Origin of the sequence: Agrococcus sp. HG114 (genome assembly GCF_024723325.1) — a bacterium.
In the GTDB taxonomy this organism is placed as follows: Bacteria; Actinomycetota; Actinomycetes; order Actinomycetales; family Microbacteriaceae; genus Agrococcus.
This window is the reverse complement of the sequence record NZ_JANQCH010000171.1, coordinates 1-3,875: the sequence shown is the minus strand read 5'-3', so window position 1 is coordinate 3,875 and position 3,875 is coordinate 1. Positions and strand designations below refer to the sequence as shown.

The following is a 3,875-nucleotide window of genomic DNA, read 5'->3' as shown; positions in this document are numbered from 1 at the left end:
CGCCGAGCCTCGCAGGGTCGCCGCGTGGCGGCAGCGGCTCGAGGGGCTGCGCACCCGCCCGAGCGCGAGCCGCGCATGATCGACGACGTCATCGACGTCGTGCTCGAGGTCATCGGCTCGATCGACCCCTGGCTGCGCACGCTCGTCGCGCTCGTCGCGATGCTCCTCGAGACGAGCGTGCTGCTCGGACTGCTCGTGCCCGGCGACACGATCGTCGTGATCGCCGCGCTCGCGGTCGAGGAGTGGCCGTGGTGGCTCGCGCTCATCGGCGCGACCGTGCTCGGCGCCGTCGCGGGCGAGACGGTCGGCTACGCGATCGGCCGGTGGCTCGGCCCCGCGATCGACCGGCTGCTCGAGCGGCGCTGGCCCTCGGCGTCGCGGCGCTGGCGCCGCACCGAGCACTACCTCGCGCGGCGCGGCGGGATCGCGATCTTCCTCTCGCGCTTCCTGCCCGTCGCGCACTCGCTCGTGCCGCTCATCGTGGGCGCCTCGGCCATGCCCTACCGGCGCTTCATGGCGTGGACGCTGCCGGCATGCCTGCTGTGGGCGACGGCGTACTCGACGGCCGGCTGGCTCGCCGGCGGCACCTACCGCGAGCTCGCCGACGAGCTGCACGGCGCCGGCTACGCCCTCGTGGCGGTCATCGTCGTGTTCGGGCTCGGCGTGTGGGGCGTGAAGCGCCTCGTGTCGCGCAGCGAGGCGCGCCACATGGACGAGGAGGGCTGAGGCCGCTCAGGCCTCGTCGGCGAGCTGCGGCAGGACGCGCGCGACGCGCTCGCGCATGAGCTCAACGCCGAGCGCGAGGTAGCGGGGGTCGCCGTCGGGATCGTGCAGGAACGCGTAGGTCACGAGCGCGTCGAGCACGCCGATCGCGACCTCGAGCGCCTCGCGCTGCGCGTCGTCGAGCTCGATGCCCCACCGCTCGCGCAGGTGCTCGACCACGTCGCCGACGAACGTCGACACGACCGGTGCGCGCTGCCCGGGCCCGAGGTCGAGCCCCTCCCCGGCGCGCAGCGAGCGGAACGAGGGCACCTCGCGGAACGTCTCGACCATCGCCTCGACGACCGCCTCGATCGTCTCGGAGAGCGACGGGTGCTCGGCGAGCAGCACGCGCTCGATCGCGAGCCGCATGCGCTCGAGGTTGCGCTCCGCGAGCGCGACGAGCACCGCCACGCGGTCGGGGAAGTAGCGGTACACGGTGCCGATCGACGCGCCGGCCCGCTCGGCGACGAGCGCCGTCGTGAGGTGCTCGATGCCGTGCTCGACGACGACCGCCGCAGCGGCGTCGAGGAGCGCCTCGATGCGCAGCGCCGCGCGGGCCTGCACCGGCTCGTGGCGGACGGTGACCGACGACGGCGCTGGGCGTTCGATCATCCATCCATCTTCCACCATCCGGGATGCCGGCGGTGCCATCATGTGGGCATGTGCGGACGCTACGTCATGGCCACGCCCGCGAGCGACCTCGTCGCCCTGTTCGAGGTCGACCAGGCCGGCGACGCGCTCCCCGAGCCGAGCTGGAACATCCCGCCGACGACGACCGTGCCGATCGTCGTCGAGCCCGCGCCGCGCGACGACTCGCCGCCCGTGCGGCGCCTCGAAGCGGCCCGCTGGGGGCTCGTGCCCTCCTGGGCCGACGACGTCTCCGTCGGCGCGCGCGCGTTCAACGCGCGCGCCGAGTCGGCGGCGACGAAGCCGATGTTCCGCGACGCGGTGCGCGAGCGCCGCGCGCTCGTGCCCGCCGACGGATGGTACGAGTGGCGACGGCAGGGCGAGGCGAAGACGCCGTTCTACATCCACGACGACGCGCCGCTCACGTTCGCGGGCCTGTACGCGTGGTGGAAGCAGCCCGACGGCTCGTGGCTGCTCTCGACGTCGATCCTCACGACGGCGGCGACCGGCGCGCTCGCCGACATCCACGAGCGCATGCCGGTGGTCGTCGCCCCCGAGATGCGAGATGCGTGGATCGACCCGGGCGAGGACGGCGAGGCCACGCTCGAGGCCGTCGTCGCCGATGCCGGAGCGGTCGCCGCGTCGCTGTCGATGCACGAGGTCGACCGGCGGGTCGGGAGCGTGCGCGAGCAGGGGCCCGACCTCATCGCGCCCGCGGCCACCCGCTAGTGTCGATCCCGGTCGACGGCTCGGGAGGTCACGCGCATGGATGAGCTGGTTCCGCTCGCCCGCATCCCCGAGCCCATCAAGCACACGGCCGCCCGCATCGAGGACTGGGTGCACGAGCACCGCGAGGCGCGCGCGCTGCGCTCGGGCCGGCTGCCCGCGATCGTGCCCTACCCCGGCTACGGCGGCGAGGGCTGGGTGCGCGTGCTCGCGCGCGTGCTGCTCGTCGAGCCGGGCGGCGAGCGCCGCGCGCTCTACGAGAACGTGCGCGGCTGGCGCTCGTTCACGTCGCTCTCGCTCAACGACGTCGACGTCACGATCGAGGCCGGCGGCGACCGCCACGTGGTGACCGCCGACCGGGGCGGCCTCGTCGACGCGATGGTGCCCATCCGACTCGAGCCCGGCTGGCGCGAGGTGACGGTCTCGGTGGCCGGCAGCGCGCCCGTCGCGGCCCCGGTGTTCGTCGTCGACCCGGCGACGCGCTTCGGCGTCGTGAGCGACATCGACGACACCGTCATGGTCACCTCGCTGCCGCGACCGCTGCTCGCCGCCTGGAACGCGTTCGTGCTCGACGAGCACGGCCGCTCCCCCGTGCCCGGCATGGCGGTGCTCTACGAGCGCATCGCGCAGCGGCACCCCACGAGCCCCTTCATCTACCTCTCCACCGGCGCGTGGAACGCCGCGCCCGCGCTCACCCGCTTCCTCTCGCGCAACCTGTACCCGGCGGGGAGCCTGCTGCTCACCGACTGGGGCCCCACGCACGACCGCTTCTTCCGCTCCGGCAAGGAGCACAAGCGCGCGCAGCTGCGCCGCCTCGCGCGCGACCTGCCGCACGTGCAGTGGCTGCTCGTGGGCGACGACGGCCAGCACGACGAGGAGCTCTACGGCGAGTTCGCGAACGCGCACCCGACGAACGTGCGCGCGGTCGCGATCCGCGAGCTCTCGACGCAGGAGGCGGTGCTCGCGGGCGGCCGCAAGCACGCCGACACCCGTTCGATGCACCCGTGGGTGTGGTCGCCGAACGGCGGCGGGCTCGCGAAGGAGCTCGGCGCCCTCCCCCACCTCGACGTGCTGTGACCGGGGCCGAGCCGCTCGCGCCGCCCGAGCGCATCCGGGCCATCGCGATCGCCGCGATCCGCCGCGCCGACGGGGCGCTGCTCGTCACGAGCACCGTCGACCCGGCGACCGGCCGCACGCTCGTGCGGCCGCCGGGCGGCGGCATCGACCCGGGTGAGCTCGCCGCCGACGCGGTCGTGCGCGAGCTGCACGAGGAGCTGGGGCTCGAGGTCGCGGGTCCTCGGCTCCTCGGCGTGCTCGAGAGCATCGTCGGCTTCGCGGGGCGAGCCCGCCACGAGCACATGTTCGTCTTCGCCGTCGAGGTCGCGGCGGATGCGTCGTGGCCGTCGACGACGGACGCGGGCCATCCCGTGTGGTGGCTCGAGCCCGCCCGCTTCGCCGACGCCGAGATCGACCTCGTGCCCGTGGGCCTCGTCGGGCTGCTCGGCGCGGCGCCCGCCTGACGGCGCCGAGCGCGGGCGCGGGCGCGGGTGCACCGGAGGCGATCGCCGCCGTCAGCGCGCGAGCACCTCGCCGGCCCTGCCCGCGGCGCGCAGCCAGCCGCCCGTCTGCGTCACGCGCACGGGCTCGTCGCCGAGGAAGCGCATCGCGACGAGGGCCGCGGCCTGCCCGGCGGTGAGGCCGCTCGGGTCGACGGCGCGCGCCCACACGGCGCGCTCCGCGCGCCGGCGCACCGCTTCGCC

General features: G+C 75.1%; 5 protein-coding genes and 1 pseudogene. 4 read left to right on the top strand and 2 right to left on the bottom strand.

Translation table 11 applies throughout. The annotated features are described in order from the left end of the window. A partial coding sequence (locus tag NWP09_RS12130) for a DedA family protein (RefSeq protein ID WP_258275759.1) occupies positions 1-726 on the top strand: 726 nt, incomplete at its 5' end. A gap of 6 nt (positions 727-732) precedes the next feature. Here the strand turns inward: NWP09_RS12130 and NWP09_RS12125 are convergent. Continuing rightward, a complete protein-coding gene (locus NWP09_RS12125) occupies positions 733-1,374 on the bottom strand; it encodes a TetR/AcrR family transcriptional regulator (RefSeq protein ID WP_258275758.1) in 642 nt (213 codons plus the stop codon). A gap of 48 nt (positions 1,375-1,422) precedes the next feature. Between NWP09_RS12125 and NWP09_RS12120 the strand changes: the two genes are divergently transcribed. From NWP09_RS12120 to NWP09_RS12110, 3 genes are read left to right on the top strand one after another with little or no spacing between them, the layout of a single operon-like run. Then, on the top strand, positions 1,423-2,118 hold the full coding sequence (locus NWP09_RS12120) for an SOS response-associated peptidase (protein WP_258275757.1): 696 nt from the start codon (positions 1,423-1,425) through the stop codon (positions 2,116-2,118). 36 nt (positions 2,119-2,154) lie between these two features. Further along, positions 2,155-3,192: an App1 family protein gene (locus NWP09_RS12115; protein WP_258275756.1), complete on the top strand. Its 1,038-nt coding sequence runs from the start codon at positions 2,155-2,157 to the stop codon at positions 3,190-3,192. After that, positions 3,189-3,635, top strand: a complete 447-nt coding sequence (locus NWP09_RS12110; protein ID WP_258275755.1) for an NUDIX domain-containing protein — start codon at positions 3,189-3,191, stop codon at positions 3,633-3,635. The genes NWP09_RS12115 and NWP09_RS12110 overlap by 4 nt, the downstream gene beginning before the upstream one ends. Before the next feature lie 51 nt (positions 3,636-3,686). On the opposite strand, the pseudogene NWP09_RS12105 reads toward NWP09_RS12110, so the two are convergent. Beyond that, positions 3,687-3,875: pseudogene (locus NWP09_RS12105) on the bottom strand (hypothetical protein); the annotation flags it as partial.